General features: G+C 60.1%; 8 protein-coding genes. 5 read left to right on the plus strand and 3 right to left on the minus strand.

Going from position 1 to position 20485, the window contains the following annotated elements; genetic code table 11:
- The first annotated feature begins 10 nt into the window (after positions 1–10).
- From EO087_RS07105 to EO087_RS07115, 3 genes are all read left to right on the plus strand, one after another.
- On the plus strand, positions 11–3118 hold the full coding sequence (locus EO087_RS07105; RefSeq protein WP_128898255.1) for an efflux RND transporter permease subunit: 3108 nt from the start codon (positions 11–13) through the stop codon (positions 3116–3118).
- Between the two features lie 208 nt (positions 3119–3326).
- On the plus strand, positions 3327–6635 hold the full coding sequence (locus EO087_RS07110; RefSeq protein ID WP_128898256.1) for an efflux RND transporter permease subunit: 3309 nt from the start codon (positions 3327–3329) through the stop codon (positions 6633–6635).
- A 2-nt stretch (positions 6636–6637) separates the two neighbouring features.
- Entirely contained in the window at positions 6638–8086 is a 1449-nt protein-coding gene (locus EO087_RS07115) for an efflux transporter outer membrane subunit (RefSeq protein ID WP_128899844.1), read from the plus strand.
- Between the two features lie 56 nt (positions 8087–8142).
- Here the strand turns inward: EO087_RS07115 and EO087_RS07120 are convergent, their stop codons facing one another.
- The 3 genes from EO087_RS07120 to EO087_RS07130 form a co-directional block, all read right to left on the minus strand.
- The gene (locus tag EO087_RS07120) at positions 8143–9072 is read right to left on the minus strand and encodes a 5'-nucleotidase (RefSeq protein WP_128898257.1); all 930 of its coding nucleotides are present in this window, start codon (positions 9070–9072) and stop codon (positions 8143–8145) included.
- Between the two features lie 56 nt (positions 9073–9128).
- Entirely contained in the window at positions 9129–9890 is a 762-nt protein-coding gene (locus EO087_RS07125; RefSeq protein ID WP_128898258.1) for an NAD kinase, read from the minus strand.
- A gap of 244 nt (positions 9891–10134) precedes the next feature.
- Positions 10135–15057, minus strand: a complete 4923-nt coding sequence (locus tag EO087_RS07130; RefSeq protein WP_128898259.1) for an NAD-glutamate dehydrogenase domain-containing protein — start codon at positions 15055–15057, stop codon at positions 10135–10137.
- A 616-nt stretch (positions 15058–15673) separates the two neighbouring features.
- On the opposite strand from EO087_RS07130, the gene EO087_RS07135 reads away from it, so the two are divergent.
- Positions 15674–16864 carry an efflux RND transporter periplasmic adaptor subunit gene (locus EO087_RS07135; RefSeq protein ID WP_128898260.1) on the plus strand — a complete coding sequence of 397 codons (1191 nt, stop codon included), beginning with the start codon at positions 15674–15676 and terminating at the stop codon, positions 16862–16864.
- A gap of 276 nt (positions 16865–17140) precedes the next feature.
- Positions 17141–20326 carry an efflux RND transporter permease subunit gene (locus tag EO087_RS07140; RefSeq protein WP_128898261.1) on the plus strand — a complete coding sequence of 1062 codons (3186 nt, stop codon included), beginning with the start codon at positions 17141–17143 and terminating at the stop codon, positions 20324–20326.
- The last annotated feature ends 159 nt before the right edge of the window (positions 20327–20485 follow it).

The following is a 20485-nucleotide window of genomic DNA, read 5'->3' on the forward strand; positions in this document are numbered from 1 at the left end:
CGGCGATCCGATGAATATTTCCCGCCTGTTCGTACTCAGGCCGGTGGCTACGTCGCTACTGATGATCGCCCTGGTACTGGTGGGCCTGGTCGCGATGCGCTTCCTGCCGGTGTCCTCGCTGCCGGATGTCGATTATCCCACCATCCAAGTGCAGACTTTCTATCCGGGTGCGAGTCCGGAAGTGATGGCCACCACGGTCACCGCGCCGCTGGAAGTACAGCTTGGCGAAATCCCTGGCCTGCAACAGATGACGTCGAGCAGTTCGGCGGGTGCATCCATCATCACCTTGCAGTTCGATCTTTCGCTCAACCTCGACGTGGCCGAACAGAACGTGCAGGAGGCGATCAACGCCGCCAACAGCCTGCTGCCCAGCGGCTTGCCGGCACCACCTACCTACGCCAAGGTAAACCCAGCCGACCAGCCCATTCTCACGTTGGCGGTCACGTCCGATTCGATGTCGCTGACGCAGTTGCAGGACGTCGCCAACAATCGCCTGGGCACGAAGATTTCCGAAGTCCCCGGCGTGGGTCTGGTCACCCCGGCCGGCGGCAACGTACCGGCCGTGCGCGTGGAAGCCGATCCGCAGAAGCTGGCCGCGTATGGGCTCAATATCGACGACCTGCGTTCGCTGATTTCCAACGTCAACGTCAGCCAGCCCAAGGGCAACTTCGATGGTCCGAAGCTGGACTACACCATCAATGGCAACGACCAGATCCAGGATCCCAAGGATTATCTGGATACGGTGATCGCCTACCAGAACGGCGCGCCGGTATTCCTCAAGGATGTCGCCCGCGTCACTCAGTCCGCCCAGAATACCGAGCAGGGCGCCTGGTACAACAAGACTCCCGCGATCGTGCTGAACGTGCAGCGCCAGCCCGGCGCGAACGTGATCGCCACGGTCGACCAGATCAAGAAAGTACTGCCGCAGCTTGAGTCCACGCTGCCGGCCGGCATGCAGGTGAAGATCGTTTCGGACAGCACCGGCGTGATCCGTGCCTCGGTGTCCGATGCCGCGTTCGAGCTGATCCTTGCGGTGGTGCTGGTGGTGCTGGTGATCTTTGTGTTCCTGCGTAACCTGCCTGCCACCATCATTCCCAGCATTTCGGTGCCAGTGTCGCTGATCGGTACGCTAGCGATGATGTACGAGCTCGATTACTCCATCGACAACCTCTCGTTGATGGCATTGATCATCGCCACCGGTTTCGTGGTGGATGACTCGATCGTGATGATCGAGAACATCGTGCGTTACCTGGAAGAAGGCGAAACGCCGCTCAATGCCGCGTTGATCGGCGCGGGCCAGATCGGTTTTACCATTCTGTCGCTGACGGTGTCCTTGATCGCCGTGCTGATCCCGCTGCTGTTCATGGGTGGCGTCATCGGACGACTGTTCAGTGAATTCGCCGTGACGCTGGCGGTGACTATTGTGCTGTCCGGCGTGGTATCGCTGACCCTGGTGCCTATGTTATGCGCACGCATCCTGCGCGCCGAATCCGAGCGGCATCCCAGCCGCTTCGAAAAATACAGCGAAGGCTTGTTCAACAAGACACTCGCTGCCTACGAGCGCGGCCTGCGCTTCGTGATGAATCACCAACGGGCAACGCTGGTGGTCTTCGTGATAACCCTGGTCATCACGGTGATGCTGTACATCGTCATTCCCAAGGGCCTGTTCCCGGTGCAGGACGTGGGCGTGATCCAGGGTATCAGCGTCGCCGACAACTCCGTGTCCTACGCCACCATGGTCGATCGCCAGGTCGCGATGGCCGAAGCGATCCTCAAGGACAAGGATGTCGTCAACCTGACCTCTTATGTCGGCATCGACGGCACCAACACCACGCTTAACAACGGGCGCTTCCTGATCAACCTGAAGTCGCGCGACGATCGATCCGAAACTGCCGAGCAAATCGCGCGCCGCATCCAGACGGAGGTAACAAGCGTACCCGGCATCAAGCTGTATCTGCAGCCTGAGCAAGACCTGACGCTGGATACCACCATCTCGCCCAACCAGTACCAGTTCGTGCTGCGTGGACCGAGCCAGCAGGTGTTCCAGAAATACGTGCCGGCGCTGATCGACAAGATGAAACAGATCACGTCGATCCGCGATGTCACCAGCGATTTGAACAACGACGGCCTGAGCGTCAACGTTGAAGTCAACCGCCCATTGGCCGCACGCTTCGGCATCACCGCGGCGACCATCGACAACGCGCTTTACGACGCGCTGGGCCAGCGCATTGTGTCGACCATCTTCGACCAGTCCAGCCAGTATCGCGTGATCCTGGTGGCCAAGCCGGAGAAAATGCCGACCCTGCAGTCGCTGGGCGAACTCTATCTGCCCAGCCAGACCAGCAGCAGCGGCCAGGTACCATTGAGCGCCATCGCCAAGATCGAAGTCACCAAGTCGCCATTGGTGATCAGCCATCTGGCACAGTTCCCGTCGGTGACGATCTCTTTCAACCTGGCGCAGGATGCTTCATTGAGCAAGGCGGTGGAGGAGGTCAACCAGGCCGAGAAGGCGGTGAATCTGCCGCCATCGATTACCTCATCGTTCCAGGGCGCCGCGCAGGCGTTCCAGGATTCGCTGTCGAGTGAGGTGTATCTGCTGATCGCCGCACTGGCGGCCGTCTACATCGTGCTCGGGGTGCTGTACGAAAGCTTCATCCACCCCGTGACGATTCTCTCCACCCTGCCCTCCGCCGGTATCGGCGCGCTGTTGGCACTGATGATCGCCGGCGCCGATCTGGATGTGATCGGCATCATCGGCATCGTGCTGTTGATCGGTATCGTGAAGAAGAACGCGATCATGATCGTGGACTTCGCGCTGGAAGCCGAACGCGAGCATGGCAAACCGCCTGCCGAAGCGATCTTCGAAGCGTCGCTGCTGCGTTTCCGCCCGATCCTGATGACCACTCTGGCTGCGATGCTTGGTGCATTGCCGATGCTGCTGGGCACGGGTACCGGTTCGGAACTGCGCCGGCCGCTAGGCCTGGCCATCATCGGCGGCTTGATGCTGAGCCAGTTGTTGACGTTGTTCACCACACCGGTGATTTATCTGTACTTCGACCGGCTGGCACAGCGCTTCCAGCGCAAACCGTCGCTGGCGGCTGGAGATAGCGCGCCATGATGGCTTGCGTGCCACACAACCTGCGCCCTCTCCCCTCTGGGGAGAGGGCTGGGGTGAGGGGCTGGGCTCGCCATGATCTTCATGGCTCCGACAGTTCATGGCCGATGCTTCCGCGTAACGGATTTGCTTTTGCGCAAGATTGGCCCCTCACCCTAACCCTCTCCCCAGAGGGGAGAGGGGGCCAGCGCATCGCCAACGGTGGTCGCCCGTGAACATCTCGGCGCTCTTCATCAAGCGTCCGGTGGCGACCACCTTGCTGGCGATAGCCATTCTGCTGTCGGGCCTGTTGGCCTATTTCCACCTGCCTGTCGCGCCGCTGCCCAACGTCACCTATCCGGTGATCGTTGTGCAGGCCAAGATGGCTGGCGCCAGTCCGGAGATCATGGCGTCCACCGTGGCCGAACCCCTGGAAAAGCGCCTCGGCACGATTGCCGACGTCACCGAACTCACCTCCACCAGCTTCGTCGGCTCAGCGCAGATCGTGGTGCGGTTCGGCTTGAATCGCGACATCAACGGCGCAGCGCGCGATGTGCAGGCGGCCATCCAGGCGGCACGCGCGGACCTGCCGACCACGCTACGCAACAACCCGAGCTATCGCGAGTTCAACCCAGCGGATTCGCCGATCATGGCGCTGGCGCTGACATCCAAAACGCTGACCCGTGCGCAGCTTTACGACTCCGCGGATTCAGTCATCCAGCAGCAGCTCTCGCAGGTGGATGGCGTGGGCCAGATCACCCTAGGTGGCAGCGCCCTGCCCTCGGTGCGCATAGAACTGGAGCCCAACAAGCTCAACAGCTACGGCATCGGACTGGAAGACGTGCGTGCGGCCATCAGCGGCGCCAACGCAGATAGCGCCAAAGGTCATATCGATCAGGATGGCCTGCGCTACGAGGTCACCTCCAACGACCAGATCAATAAGGCGGCGCCCTATCGCGACCTGGTGATCGCGTATCGCGATGGTTCGCCAGTGCTTCTGCGCGATGTGGCGGACGTACAGGACTCCGCGGAAAACGTTCGCAACATGGGGCTATACAACGGCCAGCCCGCGGTGCTGGTGATTGTGTACCCGCTGCCGGGCGGCAACATCGTCAAGACCGTGGCGCAAATCCGCAAGGTGCTGCCATCGATCAAGGCCACACTGCCACGCAATGTGCACATCGGTATTGTCATCGACCGCTCGCAATCGGTGAACGCCGCAGTGGGTGATACGGAACGCTCGCTGTTCATGGCCGTGCTGTTGGTGATCGGCGTGGTATACGTGTTCCTGCAATCGCCACGCGCGATCCTGATTCCTGCCGTAGCGCTGCCGCTGTCCATCATCGGCACCTTCGGGCTGATGTACCTGATGGGTTACAGCCTGGACAATCTTTCGCTGATGGCGCTGACCATCGGCACCGGCTTCGTGGTTGACGATGCGGTCGTGGTGCTGGAAAACATCGTGCGCCACGTCGAAACAGGCATGAATGTTCGCGAGGCGGCGCTGAAGGGCAGCGGCGAAGTCGGCTTTACCGTGATCTCCATGAGCATCTCGCTGATCGCGGTGTTCCTGCCGATCCTGCTGATGCCGGGCATCATCGGCCTGCTGTTCCACGAGTTCGCGGTGACGCTTTCGGTTGCGATCCTGCTGTCGCTGGTGATCTCGCTGACGGTCACGCCGACCATGGCCGCTTATCTGCTGCGTCCGGGTGCGGCGATGCACTCCAAGGCACGCTGGGCGGTTTGGTACGAGCGTCAGTTCGAGCGCTTCAAACAGGCGTATTCGCGCTCGCTCAGTGCCGTACTCAACAACGCGCTGATGATCGGATTGATGCTGATCGGCCTGATCGTGCTCAATCTGTTCCTGGTCAAATGGCTGCCGTCCACGTTCTTTCCCGAACAAGACAACGGCATCCTGATGGGGCAGATCATCGCCGACCAGAGTATTTCCTTCCAGGCGATGGAGCAGAAGCTCGCGCAGCTGCAATCCATCGTACAGAAAGATCCGGCCGTAGCTTCCGTCGCCGGTTTCACCGGCGGCCGCGCGCTGAATACCGCCAACGTGTACGTGGAGCTGAAACCGCTGTCCGAACGTAAGCTCTCCGCAGCGCAAGTCGTGGACCGCTTGCGTCCCAAGCTCAACGCTGTATCAGGCTCAAAGCTGTTCATGCAGGCCGCGCAGGATCTGCACATCGGCGGGCGGCAGTCGGCGGCGGAATACCAATACACCCTGACCAGTGACGATCCAGCGGCACTGTTTACCTGGGTGCCGAAGCTGGTGACCGCGCTAGGTAAATACCGCAACCCATTGCAGGACGTGAACTCCGACCTGCAGCAGAACGGCTTGCAGACCTACGTTAATTTCGACCGCGCCACCATGGCCCGCTACAGCTTTGCGCCGAACCAGATCGATGCCGTGCTTTACGATGCCTTCGGCCAGCGCACCGTATCCACCGTGTACAACCAGCTCAACCAGTATTACGTGGTGATGGAAGTGGCGCCGCAATACTGGCAGTACCCACAGATGCTGGACCGCATGTTCTTCAGCACGGCGGCAGGTAACCCCGCCGGCACGCAACAGACGCAGATGCCAGGCAGCGTGGTATCCGGCGTGACGGCGCACTTGGCGGTCACCGCAGCATCGAATAGCGCATCCAGCATCAACTCGCTCAACGCCAACGCCCAGGCGAACCAGCTTACCAATGCCATCTCCAACTCCAAGGGCGGCACCTCCAGCGGCAGCGCGGACAGTACCGCCGCCGAAACGATAGTGCCGTTTCCGGCCATGCTCAGCTACACGAGCAACCACACTGCTACCCAGGTGAATCACCAGGATGGCCTGGTCGCCAGTACCATCTCGTTCAACCTGCCTCCGGGCGGATCGCTGAGCACGGCGATTGCGTCAATCAACCAGGCGATGCAGGAACTGGGCATGCCAGCATCCATCCACGGCGCTACAGCGGGTGCTGCGCAGGTGTATTCGCAATCGATGTCGACCATGCCGTTGCTGATCCTGGCGGCATTGGCGGCGGTGTATATCGTGCTCGGCATGCTGTATGAAAACACGGTGCACCCGATCACCATTCTGTCCACCTTGCCTTCGGCAGGCATCGGCGCGACGCTGGCGCTGCTGATCTTCGGCACCCCGTTCTCGGTGATCGCGATGATCGGCATCATCCTGCTGATCGGTATCGTGAAGAAGAACGCGATCATGATGATCGACGTGGCCATCCATTTGCAGCGTGACGAAGGCTATACGCCGACCCAGGCCATTCACGACGCAGCCGTGGTTCGCCTGCGCCCCATCATGATGACCACGGCAGCAGCCGTACTCGGTGCGGTGCCACTGGCCGTCGGTATCGGCCAGGGTGCGTCGCTGCGCCAGCCGCTCGGCATTACCGTGATGGGTGGCTTGATTCTCAGCCAGGTCTTTACTCTGTACACGACACCGGTGATCTACCTTTTCCTCGACCGCTTGCGCGCACGACTTGCCAAGTGGGCCGCCACCCTGCCGTGGAACAGATCGGACGCGAGCGCATGACTATGAAGACTTATTCCCATACCGCTCTGACCGCCTCGCTGGCACTGTTGCTCAGCGGCTGCATGGTCGGTCCGGATTACCACCGGCCACAGGTACCCGTCGCCACGCAGTACAAGGAGCTCCCCGGCTGGTCACAAGCTGCGCCAGCGGCTGAAGCCCCCAAAGGCAACTGGTGGACGGTATTCAACGATCCATTGCTCAACGAACTGGAACCGCAGATATCGGTCTCGAACAAGACCGTGCGCCAGGCTTATGCCAACTATCAGGAAGCCTTGGCGGAAGTAAAAGTCGCCAACGCCTCACTGTTCCCAACCATCGGCATAACCGGCTCGGCCAGCAAGCAGCGCACCAACACCGGCAGCGCCAGCCTGAACCCGAATTTCCATCCTGTGAATACCTCGGGCTCCGCGGAGGGCGGCATAAGCTGGGCCCCCGATCTGTGGGGCAAGGTTCGCCGCACCATCGAAGAAAACAAGGCGACCGCGCAGGCCAGCGAAGCGACTCTGGCAAACGCCACGCTATCCGAACAAACAGCACTGGCCACGGCGGTGATCGAATTGCGCGTCAGCGATGCGAATATCGACCTGCTGCAAAAAACCGTCGATGCCTACACCGAATACCTGCGTGTGGTAGAAAACCAGGGTATCGCCGGCACCACGCCACCTTCCGACGTGATCACCGCACGTACGCAGCTGGAAAACGCCAAGGCCAGCCTGATTGCGCTGGGTGTCGCACGTGCGCAATACGCGCATGCAATCGCCGTGCTGGTCGGCAAGAATCCGGAAGAGTTGGATATTCCGCACAGCACGTCTTTGCCGACGCTGCCAAGTGTGCCGGTTGGCGTACCTTCCACGCTGTTGCAACGTCGTCCTGATATTGCAGTCGCCGAACGCCAGATGGCTGCGCAGAACGCCGCCGTTGGTGTGGCCATAGCGGCCTATTACCCCAGCATTTCCCTGTCGGCCGCCGATGGTTTTTCACAGTCGCCACTGGCCGGGCTGCTGCATCTGGCCAATCATGTCTGGTCTGTTGGCGCCGATGTTGATGAGACCGTCTTCGACTTCGGTGCGCGCCATGGCGAAGTGACCGCCGCCAAGGCGTCCTACGAAGCCTCCGTCGCCAACTATCGCGGCACCGTATTAACGGCGTTCCAGAATGTGGAGAATGATCTCTCTGGCCTGCGCATTCTGGCCCAGCAGGCGGACGTATTGAACGCCGCCGTGAAGGACTCAACCCAGGGCGCGCAGATCGCCATGAACGAATATCAGGCCGGCACGGTCGACTACACGACGGCTGCCACCGCGCAGGCCACTCAGCTAAGCACGGAGCAGAGCGCCGTGAGTGTGCAGCAGCAGCGCTTGCTGGATGCAGTGTCGTTGATCGGTGATCTTGGCGGTGGCTGGTCAGCCGATCAGCTTGATGATTCCAAACCGCCTACCGCTACACATTGAACATGTCCGCCGAAAAGCCTTATTTCGACCGCAGCATTCCTCACTATCCGACAGAATCACGGATTGCTCACGCCATGTGGTACATGACCCGTCGCCACGTGTTTTCGCGCAGATTCCACGTTGACCGGCGAGTCATCGAAAAAGATATCGGCACCGAAGGCGTCAAGGAATGGACCTTTATCACGCCCGCCGAGAAACAGGGCTTCGTCGATGCGCACGCCCCAGCGTCGCAAGGTAAGAATGACGCGCTTGTGTGCGGGAGCCGAGCGTGCGGTGACCAGTGCGGTGCGAATGGGCGAATTTTCGGCCGGGAATGCCGCCTGTAACCGATGTACCGCCGTAAGGAAACCACGGAACGGGCCTACTGACAGCGGTTCATCGGCCAACTCCGTTTCGCTGCGGTGGAAGGCTTCCAGACCTTCTTCACGCGATACGCGCTCGCCTTCGTCACCAAAGATCACGGCATCGCCGTCGAAGGCAATGCGCAACTGCTCGCTGGCACGTGGCGGCGCGACGGAAGGCAGGATGGTTGCCGCAGCCACGCCGGCTTTCAGGGCGCGGCCTACGTCCTCCGCATTGGCCGAAAGGAACAAATCGGCGTTGAACGGCGCAATGTAGTCGGAGGTGGGCGCGCCGCTGGTAAAAGCCGCACGACTGATTTCCAAGCCGTAGTGCTGAATGGCATTGAAGATGCGTAGTCCGGTATCGCCCGAATTGCGGGATAGCAGGATCACTTCGACCGGCGGCACGTCGCCGGCTAGCCGATTCAAGCTCAGAAGCTTCTGCACCAGCGGAAAAGCCACGCCGGGTTGCAAAATTTCATCCTCGTGTTCGATCTGGAAAGCACGATACGCATCCAGACCATCCCGCTCGAACAACGCGTGACTATCACCGAGATCGAACAAGGCGCGGGAGGAGATGGCAACAACCAGCTTGTTGTCCATGGCGGCGCGAGGATCGTGAACGGATGCGATGGGGCGGGTCATGGACGATATTGGCTGAGAGGTTCGAGGGGAGAGGGAGAAAAGCGGAGCGTGCCGGATCAATCCGCCGCAAACTGCTCATCCAGAATGCGCTGCTCCAGATTGTGCTCCGGATCAAACAGCAACCGTACACCCTGCTCGTGCGACTGGCGGATATTCACCGTACGCACATTGCGCACTTCAAGAAAATCCGCGGTTGCGCTGATTGGCCGCTTGCCTGGATCCAACACGCGCAGGCTGACTACTGTGCGATGCGGCAAGATGGCACCGCGCCAGCGGCGCGGGCGGAACGGGCTGATCGGGGTCAAAGCCAGCACGTTGGCATCGAGCGGCAGGATCGGCCCGTGTGCAGACAGGTTATAGGCTGTGGAACCTGCGGGCGTGGACACCAGGATGCCATCGCAAATCAGCGTGGCAAGCTTCACTTCGTCGTTAAGTTTGACTTCCAGGTGCGCAGCCTGATTGGTCTGCCGCAGCAAAGACACCTCATTGAACGCCAGCGCACTGCGCGTCTGGCCATCGGCATCGGTGGTCCACATCTCCAGCGGAAACAGCTCGGCGGCGTGCGCGCACACGATGCGCTCGGGCAGCTCCTCAATTTTGTGCTTGTTCATCAAAAAGCCGACCCGGCCCAGCTTCATGCCGTAGACAGGCGCGGCAATAGCACGATGCGCGTGAAGAGTACGCAGCATGAAACCGTCGCCGCCCAAGGCGATGATCACTTCCGCTTCGACCGCAGGCACGTCGCCGTAACGCTCCACGAGTTTGCGACGTGCTTGCTGGGCGACGTTGGTTTCGCTGGCGACAAACGCGAGGCGCATGGTGGGAGATCCATCTGTGATGTAACGGGAATCGTAAATCGGGAATCGTAAATAGTTAAGAGCGAGCCTCCGCCAGCTTGCGGGAAGCCGCTCTTCACTTCACTACCCCCGATTTTACGATGCCGGGTTCTCTTTATTCGGAAATCGTAAATCGGGAATCGGGAATAGTTAAGAGCAAGTCCCCGCCAGCTTGCAGGAAGCCGCTCTTCCCGATTCCCGATTCCCGATTCCCGATTTACGGCTCTCAACCCACCGGCACCTGCGCCAACTGGGCCAGACGACGCACTGCTACCGAGGCGATCGGATAATCCGCGTTCTGCGTGAGGATTTCCGACAGCATGCTGCGGGTGTATTTCAGTGTGGCATCGTCGCGATCCAGCCATGCTTGCACGGGCGATACATCCTTGGAACTGCCATTCAGCGTCAGCACCTGCGTGACCAGCGCACGATGCTGATGATTGAGCTCATCCAGCAGCGAACCGCGTGCCTGTGCATGCCAGTGACCATCGACCGGCAAGGCTTCGATCTGACCACGCAGCCATTCCAGATCCAGCGACTGGCCTAGCTCATAGAACACGTTGGCAACCTTGGCGATGGGCTGGCCGGTCTGCTGTGCCACTTCCACCATATCGAGCATGGCGCGCAGTTCCGGCAGCTTGGCCAATCGCACGGCCAAATCGTTCGGCAGGCCGAGTCCTTCCCACTTCTCCTGGCTCGTGGCGAAATCGGCCGTGCCAGCCGGCGTCAGCGATTCCGGCACGGTGGCGCTCAGATCAGCCACGGCAGCCTGATAGCGTTCGACATTGGCCGCGATGTCCAGCGTGCCGCCCGGACGATTCAGCAACCAGCGCGTGATATGGCGCAGCAGCGACCAGACCTGCAGGATCGCGTCGATCTGCGTGCTTTCATCGACCTTGCTGTCCTGTGCTTCGATTTGTGCCCACAGATCACGCGCACCGAGAATCTCGCGTGCCGCCGTGTACGCCTTGGCGATCGCCGCCGGCCCCTGCCCTGTGTCTTCCTGCATGCGCATCATGAAAGTGGCGCCCATGCGGTTGATGGTGGAGTTGGTGACGGCGGTGGCGATGATTTCGCGCTTCAGGCGATGACGTTGCATGTGTGCGGCGTACTTGTCGTGCAACGGTGCAGGGAAGTAGCGCACCAATTCTTTCGACAGGTAAGGATCTTCCGGCACGTCCGAATCCAACAACTGCTGGAACAGGCGGATCTTGTCGTAGGACAACAGTACCGACAGTTCCGGACGGGTCATGCCCTGGCCGCGCGTCTTGCGCTCAGTCAGCTCGGTTTCGCTCGGCAGGTTTTCCACCTGGCGATCAAGTAGGCCTTCGCCTTCCAGCGTGTGGATGAAATGTGCCATCGAGCCCAGACGCTTCGCCGACTGATGCTCCATCAGCGTAATGGCTTGGTTCTGGCGGTAGTTGTCCCACAGCACCAGTTCGCCTACTTCGTCGGTCATCGCAGCGAGCTGCAGGTTGCGACCCTCCACGGTGATCTCGTTACGCTGCACGGCATCATCAAGCAGAATCTTGATGTTGACCTCGTGGTCGGAGGTGTCCACACCAGCAGAGTTGTCGATGAAGTCGGTGTTGAGCAGCACGCCATGCTGGGAAGCTTCGATGCGCCCCTTCTGGGTGAAGCCCAGATTGCCACCCTCGCCCACCACCTTGCAGCGCAGCTCCGCGCCGTTGATACGTAGTGCGTTGTTGGCGCGATCACCCACGTCGGCATGCGTTTCGCTGCTGGCCTTCACATAGGTACCGATACCGCCATTCCACAGCAGGTCCACCGGCGCCTTGAGAATGGCGTTGAGCAGATCGGTCGGCGACATGTGCTGCACATCGGCCTTCAAGCCCAATGCTGCACGCACTTCTGGCGAAATCAGAATCGACTTCACGCTGCGCGACCACACACCACCGCCGACGGAGATCAACGACTTGTCGTAGTCCTCCCAACTCGAACGCGGCAGCTTGAACATGCGCTCGCGTTCAACGAAGGATTTGGCGGTGTCCGGATTCGGGTCGAGGAACACGTGACGGTGGTCGAACGCTGCAACCAAACGGATGTGCCTGGACAAAAGCATGCCGTTGCCGAATACGTCGCCGGACATGTCGCCGATGCCGACACAGGTGAAATTCTCACTCTGCGAGTCGCGGCCCAGCGCACGGAAATGGCGCTTCACCGATTCCCATGCACCCTTGGCGGTAATGCCCATGCCCTTGTGATCGTAACCGTTCGAACCACCGGAAGCGAATGCATCACCCAGCCAGAAGCCGTGTTCGATGGAGATGGCATTGGCGATATCGGAGAACGTCGCCGTGCCCTTGTCGGCGGCCACCACCAGGTACGGATCATCCTGATCGTGACGCACGACATCGTGCGGCGGCACCACCTTGCCTTCAACCAGGTTGTCGGTGATATCCAACAGGCCGTTGATGAACAAGCGATAACAAGCAATGCCTTCGGCCAGTTGCGCATCACGATCGCCGCCCACCGGCGGATGCTTGACGAAGAAACCGCCCTTCGAGCCGACCGGTACGATCACGGTGTTCTTCACCATCTGCGCCTTCACCAGACCCAGTACTTCAGTGCGGAAGTCTTCGCGGCGATCCGACCACCGCAAACCACCACGCGCGACCGGCCCGAAGCGCAGATGGATACCTTCCACGCGCCGCGCGTACACAAAGATTTCGCGATACGGCACCGGTTTGGGTGCATCCGGCACCTGTTTGGAGTCGAACTTGAAGCTGATGTAGTGACGATGCGCGCCCTCCCACTTCTGGTAGAAGCTGGTGCGCAACGTGGCGCGAATGGTGTTCATGAAGCTCAGGATGATGCGCTCGTCATCAAGGCTGGCCACGTCGTCCAGCAGCGACTTGAGCGCTTCCCACAACACGTGCACCTGCTGTTCGCGCCGTTGCACCAACACATTGACGATGCCTTCGATCAGTTCCGGCTTGGCTTTTTGCATTTCGGCCGGGATCAGCGCCTCCATTTCACGGCGCAGGTCAGCCTGGGCTTTCTGCAACTCAGCCGCACCGAGCTGTTCGCGACGAGGATCGAATTTGGCGCAGAACAGCTCGATCAGCAGACCGGCGATGGCCGGATAGCGATTAAGTGTTTCTTCCATGTAGCTCTGCGAGAACGCAATGCCCACCTGTTGCAGGTACTTGCAGTAACCGCGCAGCACGGCCACTTGGCGCCAGTCGGCCTGCGCGAACAACACGAGGTTGTTGAAGCCGTCGCTTTCCGCCTGGCCACGCCACAGCGCCTCGAAGCTGCGCTCGAAGCGCTCGCGCAAATGTGACAATTCGAACACCAGCGGCGACTTCGACTTCAGCTCGAAATCGTGGATGGTCAGCGTGCGCCCTTCGCTCTCCAGCGTGTAGACATGCTCGGCAAGCATACGCACGCCCATGTTTTCCAGCATGGGTAGCGCATCGGAAAGCGAGATCGGCGCTCCGACGTGGATCACCTTGAAACGCAGGCTCTGGTCACGCGGATCTTCATATAGATGGAGGTGGATCGAATCGTCGTTCTTAAGGCTCGCCAGGGCGACTACGTCGTGCGCGGCCACTTCCGGCGATACATCTTCGATATAGCCGGCCGGCAGTGTCTTACCAAAGCGATTGAGCAAGACCACACCTTGCGTCTCGCCTGCATGGCCGATCAAGCTATCGCGCAGGCCATCGTGCCAGTTGCGCACAATATGCAGCAGGCGATTTTCCAGGTCTGCTGCGTCATAGATGAGCTGATCACCCGGATGCGGACGCACGGTGACATGCAAGCGCGCCAGGGCGGATTCGCCCATCAGCACGTTGGAATCCACGCTTTCGCCATGGAACACCTCGCGCAGCATCGTTTCGATGCGCTCGCGCACTGTGGTACTGAAGCGATCGCGCGGCACGAACGCAAGGCAGGTGAAGAAACGGCCGTAACGGTCGCGACGTACGAACAAGCGCGACTGGGCGCGTTGCTGCAGCTCCAGGATGCCGATCACGGTCGCGAACAGCTCGTCCTCGCTGGCCTGGAACAACTCTTCCTGCGGCAGCGTTTCCAGGATATGGCGCAGCGACTTGCCCGAATACGAATCGCGCTTGAGACCCGAGCGCGCCAGCACCGCCTCCACGCGCTGACGCACCATCGGCACTTCTTGCGGACGGGTCATGTAAGCGTTAGAGGTAAACAGGCCAAGGAAGCGCTGCTCGGAAACGGGCGTGCCATGGGCATCGAACTTCAGCACGCCGATGTAATCCATATTGCCCGCACGATGCACGTGCGAGCGTGCATTGGTTTTGGTCAGGATGATGGCATCGTAGGAACCGGACTGCGGCAGATCATGCGCCACCAGGGTGCGCAGCGAACGCGGCGCCACGGAACGCTCGCGTCCATGCAGGATGCCCAGACCCGATGCTTCAAGCGGGCGCAGCACTTCATCACCCTCGGCCTTAGCGACTTCGTATTCGCGGTAACCCAGGAACGTGAAATTGTCGTCAGCCAGCCAACGCAGAAATTCGCTGGCTTCGTGGATAGAGGCAGCGTCCAGTTGCAGCTTGCGGTTCGGGAGGTCGGCGGCGATCGCCAGCGCTTTGTCACGCATGGGCTCCCAATCGCGCACGGCGACGCGCACGTCTTCCAGCGCGGCTTCGATCTGGGCCTTGAGCTGCGACTGCGCAGCCTCGCCCTCGATATTGTCCAATTCGAAATGCATGATGGACTCGGGCAAGCCCTGCTCATCGCCCACGCGCTGCAACTGACCGTTCGCATCGCGGCTGACCTTCACCACCGGATGGATCACAGCGTGCACTGGCGAGCGAGTATTGAGCACGATGCTGACCGTATCGATCAGGAACGGCATGTCATCGGTGACGATCTCGACCGCGCTGCGCGCAGCATGCCCCGCATCGGTAACGCACACCATGGCGCGACCCGGTGGACGCTGCTGCATGAAATCAATCAGCCCTGCGATCACCCTGGCCCATTCGACTGGTGTGTGCAGGTCGATATCGGTGTTGGCAATGCGCGAGAAAAAGGCGCTGATAAAAAATTGCGCCTCATCAAGGCGCTTAGTCGGAAAACCGCTTTTCTTCAACTCTTCAAGCACGACAGACGCGAGAGGGATGTCGTTAGTCACATGGATCGCATTCATGGCTTCTATTTACTTAAGAAGTGGGGACGGGCAAGACAATGGGAGCGGTTGAGAATGGAGCAGAAAGCCTTAAAAGCATACGCTTCGTAATGCATTGAATCCATCGGCAACGCAACAACACGTTCCATTCGCAGACACATCGATCAGTGTGCGGTCATGATGACTTCGACTGAAAATGTGATTTATAGAGACATGAGTGCAGGCCGCGGGTCCGCGACTTTGACGATCCGCAAAGCGCCGATGTCCTATCTACACCGAAAAATGGGGCGACACGATTACTCAAGCCATCGTCCGCCACCTAATGATCATTGTGGGTGTAGAAAGCTTACGCAGCACGTATGTTGCTGATGTCTTGAGTCCGACACATGGCAAGTGGTTCACAGGGGATGGTGGGGTAGCCTGTGCCTTCAGTCATGATCGCAAGGGGCTGGATTCGCACTACGAACAAATTGTAAACTGATCGGTATATTTGCCAGACCTCTGTCGTAGAGGGACGAACGACACAGGACAAACCCGCCGTTATCCGATACACGTAAAATGTCCGGCACGTTTTGCCGGACATTAGAATGGTCTTTGCCTCATCCTACCCCCGTTTACGCTAAGTCATGGAGTTCTCATGAAGTCGACGTCAATGCGCACACCGGTGCTGTGCCTGAGCTTGCTGGCGCTTGCCGCCTGCAGTAGCAAGGAACAGGGCCCACCCAAGATGCCACCGCCGACTGTAGGCGTAGTGGAAGCCCAACCGCAGAACGTGCCGCTGCATAAGGATCTAGTCGGCCGTTTGTCCGCCTACCGCAGTGGCGACGTACGCGCCCGCGTATCGGGTCTGTTGCTCAAGCGCGTCTATACCGAAGGTACTGACGTCAAGCAAGGTCAGTTGATGTTCCAGATCGATCCGGCGCCGTACAAGGCCACCCTCACTGCCGCCCAGGCGGCGCTGGCATCGGCCCAGGCCACGTATACCAATGCCCACGTCATCGCCAATCGCGACCGCCAACTCGTGCCGAAGGGCTACATCTCACAAGCCCAACTCGATACCGACGAGGCCACCGAGCGCTCCTCGCTCGCCACGATGAAGCAAGCCGAAGCCAATGTGCAGATGGCCCAGGTCAACCTGAGCTACACCCATGTCACCGCCCCTATCGCCGGCCGCGCCGGCGAGCAGCAGGTAACCGAAGGCGCGATCGTCGGTGCCAGCACCACGGATACCGGCTCCAGCTCAACCTTGCTGACCACGGTCGACCAGATTGATCAGCTATACGTGAACTTCACCCTCAGCACTGCCGATCTGGATACCCTGCAACGCGCCCAGCATGCCGGCAACGTGTCGCTGTCGAATCCGGGCAACACCACGGTGCAGATCACCCTGCCCAGCGGCAGCAAGTATGACCAGCTCGGCAAGCTTGATTACTCGTCGGTGATCGTCAACCCCACCACCGGTGCCATCAACATGCGTGCACTCATACCCAACCCGCAGCAGCGTCTGCTGCCAGGCATGTACGTCACGCTCACCGCCAACATGGGGGAGTTGAACAAGGTATTTCTGATTCCGCAGGCCGCCATCCAGCGCGATCCGGCCGGCCCCTATGCCCTGGTCGTCGGCAAGGATGGCAATGTCGCCCAGAAACGCGTGGTGGCGGACAGCATGCGCGACAACGACTGGGTGGTGACCAGCGGCCTCGATGCAGGCGATCAGGTGATTGTGTCGGGCATTCAGGTCGTCAAACCGGGCACACCCGCCAAGGCGACCCCATGGGCACCTGGCCAGGCGCCGGCCGACCAAGGCCCTGCCGCCGGTCATCCATAGAGCCTGTCTAGGGTCTCGGCGTGGCCCGCGCCGGGATCTGTTTGCCTAACGGGCAAGGAGGAACGAAGGCGTGTATGTCGATACACCACTGAGTGAGGACGCAGCCCGACGGGCAAACAGACCCGGCCCGAAGGGTTGTTACGGTGTGGCTGCCATGCGGCAGCGCGCAGATTGGCTTGCCAGCCAAAGCGCTGCGCCGCGCACTACCACCTGGCAACCCCACCGTGACAACGCGGGCCACGTCAAGCCTCTAGACAGGCTCTTAGGAGAACACTGATGCCGAGTTTCTTTATCGACCGCCCCATTTTTGCGTGGGTGATCGCCATTCTTATCACCCTTGTCGGCACCATCTCCGTGTTGAACATGGGTGTGGAATCCTATCCGGACATTGCGCCGCCACAAGTCACGGTCTCGGCCACCTTTCCGGGTGCCAGCGCCCAGACCATGGAAGACACCGTCACCAAGGTGATTGAGCAGCAGCTCACCGGGGTGGATAACTTGCTGTATTTCAGTTCGGCTTCGAACTCGAACGGCACATCCACCATCACCCTGAGCTTTGCCACCGGCACCGACCCGGATATCGCCCAAGTACAGGTACAGAACAAGGTGTCGCTGGCGCAGCCGCAGTTGCCAGCCGCGGTGACGCAGCAGGGCGTGGTGGTGGCCAAGGCCAACCCGGACTTCCTGATGTTCATTGGCCTGATTTCCAACAACCCGGAGATCGACGGTAACCGCCTCAACGACATCGTCGGTTCGCAGGTCGTCAACCAGATCGGACGCATTCCCGGCGTGGGAAACACCTTCCAGGTGGGCTCCGAATACGCCATGCGCGTATGGCTGAACCCAGACAAGATGCAGGGCTACGGCCTTTCCGCCACCGATGTCCAGAACGCGATTTCCGTCCAGAACGTGCAGTTCGCTGCCGGCTCACTCGGTGCCGACCCGGCTGTCAGCGGACAGAGTTTCACTGCCACGGTGTCGGCCGAAGGCCTATTCAACAACCCTGAGCAGTTCGGTAACATCATCCTGCGTGCGAACCCCGATGGCACCGTGGTGCGCATGAAGGACATCGCACGCATCGAATTCGGCCCGGAAACCTACGGCTTCACCTCCACCTGGAGTGGCAAGCCAGTCGGTGGCTTCGGTGTGCAGTTGCTGCCGGGCGCCAATGCGCTGAACGTGGCCGAAGCCGTGCGTGCCAGGATGGGAGAGCTGGCCAAGGACTTCCCACAAGGCGTTACCTGGTTCATACCGTATGACAGTACGCCGTTCGTGCAGGTGTCGATCAAGGAGGTGCTGCGCACGCTGATCGAGGCTATCATCCTCGTCTTCTTCGTGATGCTGATCTTCCTGCAGAACTTCCGTGCCACCATCATCCCGACGCTGGTGATCCCGGTCGCCCTGCTCGGCACCTTCATCGGCCTGTCGCCGCTGGGCTTCACCATCAACCAGCTCACCCTGTTCGGCATGGTGTTGGCCATCGGTATCGTAGTGGACGACGCGATCGTGGTGATCGAGAACGTCGAGCGCATCATGACCGAGGAAAACCTCCCGCCGAAAGAAGCCACGCGCAAGGCAATGAGCCAGATCACCGGCGCGGTAGTGGCCATCACGCTGGTGCTGGCGGCAGTATTCGTGCCGTCCGCGCTGCAGCCAGGTGCCACCGGTGTGATCTACAAGCAGTTCGCGCTGACCATTGCGGTGTCGATGGGCTTCTCCGCGTTCCTCGCGTTGTCGTTCACCCCGGCCCTGTGCGCCACCATCCTCAAGCCCACACATGAGGAAAAGAAGAACTTCCTGTACAACTGGTTCAACAAGACCTTCGACTGGGTGACGCACACCTATCACGGTCATATTGGCAGTGCGGTGCGCCATGCACCGCGGTGGATGATCGTATACGTGCTGATCAGCATGCTCGCCGTTTTCCTCTACACCAAGCTGCCCACGGGCTTCGTGCCCAACGAAGACCAAGGTTTCGCCCTGGCCATCGTCAGCCTGCCACCCGGCGCCACAGTGGAACGCTCGGAAAAGGTGATGCAGGAAGTCAGCGACAAACTCGCGGCCAGTCCGTTGAAAAACGATTATGTCGGCATGTACCAGATCAGCGGCTTCAGCTTCGTAGGCCGCAGCGAAAACGCCGGCATGGTGTTCATCAGGCTCAAGGACTGGAGCGAGCGCTCGATTACGGCGGATGACTTCATCCTCAAGGCTAACGGCGTGTTGCACGGCATTCGCGACGCACAAATCTTCGTGGTGAACCTGCCGACCATCCGCGGCCTCAGCCAGTTTGGTGGCGTGGACATGTACCTGGAGGCACGCACCGGTCAGCCGCGTGCCGAGCTTGCCCAAGCGATGGGCATGCTGCTGGGCAAGGCCTCACAAAGCCCAACGCTGTTCGGCACCCGTCCGAACCTCCTGCCAGATGCACCGCAATACAACCTCACTGTCGATCGCTTGCAGGCATCGGCACTAGGCCTGTCGGTGAGTGACGTGTACAACGCCATCCAGCTTATGCTAGCGCCGGTGTACATCAACAACTTCATCTACGAAGACCGCGTGAAGCGCGTGATGGTGCAGGCAGATGCCCCGTACCGCATGGACACGAACTCGCTGAGCCACGTCTACACGCCCAGCTCGCTGACCACTAGCACGTCGTCGAGCACCACTACACGCTCGGCCAACGGACCGTACAACATGATTCCGTTGTCCAGTGTGGTGCATTCCACCTGGAGCATGGCAGCGCCTTCGCTCACGCGCTACAACGGTTATCCCGCCATCGAAATCGTAGGCGATGCCAACAAGGGCTACTCCTCCGGCCAGGCCATGGGAACACTGCAGAACATCGTCGACAGCGATCTGCCCAAGGGTTTTGGTGCGGACTGGACTGGTCAGTCGTATCAGGAAGTGCTCGCCGGCAACTCAGCGACACTCTTGATGGTGTTGTCGATCGTGATCGTGTTCCTTTGCTTGTCGGCCCTGTATGAAAGCTGGTCGATCCCGATCTCCGTGCTACTGGTGGTACCGCTGGGCCTGCTGGGCATGGTGGTCGCATCCATGTTGCGCGGTTTCCCGAACGACCTGTACTTCAAGATCGGCATGGTGACGGTAATCGGCCTGGCCGCGAAAAACGCGATTCTGATCGTGGAATTCGCCGTGGAACAACAAGCCGAAGGCAAGACATTGTTCGATGCGGTGCGCACCGCGGCCCGTCAACGTCTCCGCCCGATCCTGATGACTTCGATGGCGTTCATCCTCGGCGTGCTGCCGCTGGTGCTGTCCACCGGCGCTGGCGCCAACTCCCGCCACGAAATCGGTACAGGCGTGATCGGCGGCATGGTGTTCGCCACCTTCCTCGGCCTGCTGCTGATTCCAGTGTTCTACGTCAGCGTGCGACGCCTACTTGGCGACAAGCTGGATGAGGAGACGCACAAGCTGGCGCGTCACGAACACACCCCGCACTGAAGGAAGTCGTCTCGAACAAAAAACCCCGGCTGTGCTGGGGTTTTTTGTTGAATTTTTAAAAAACTCGAAATTATCCGAATCTCGCCATAATGCCAACGCTGCCCTTCCCCACTAAATCCATTTCGACACACCATGTACTATAAAGAACCGATTCGCCCC

The sequence above is a fragment of the Dyella sp. M7H15-1 genome (assembly GCF_004114615.1).
Classification (GTDB): domain Bacteria; phylum Pseudomonadota; class Gammaproteobacteria; order Xanthomonadales; family Rhodanobacteraceae; genus Dyella_B.